Origin of the sequence: Pseudomonas sp. SIMBA_041 (genome assembly GCF_046535095.1) — a bacterium.
GTDB lineage: Bacteria > Pseudomonadota > Gammaproteobacteria > Pseudomonadales > Pseudomonadaceae > Aquipseudomonas > Aquipseudomonas mucoides.
Genome location: NZ_JAWRXJ010000947.1, coordinates 1 through 236, shown reverse-complemented (window position 1 = coordinate 236; position 236 = coordinate 1). Strand labels below are relative to the sequence as shown.

General features: G+C 65.7%; 1 protein-coding gene. It reads left to right on the top strand.

Annotated features, from left to right (window positions below):
- Positions 1-236: TonB-dependent receptor domain-containing protein (locus SB725_RS33935; RefSeq protein WP_410923790.1), on the top strand; the 236-nt coding region annotated here is incomplete at both ends.

Genomic DNA, 236 nt, shown 5'->3' with positions numbered 1-236 from the left:
GCGTCAGCGCCTTCCACCGCAAGATCGACGACCTGATCACCCTCGACGCCAACGATGTCTGGAGCAACGGCCAGGGCCGGATCAAGGTGCGCGGCATCGAACTCGACGGGCGCTGGCAGTTCAGCCCGCAATGGACCCTGCAGGCGGACATGACCCGCAACCTGGTGGAGTCGCGCAACGGCGTGACCCTGAGCAACATCCCCGGTTTCTTCGCCCGTTCGCGGCTGGGCTTCCAA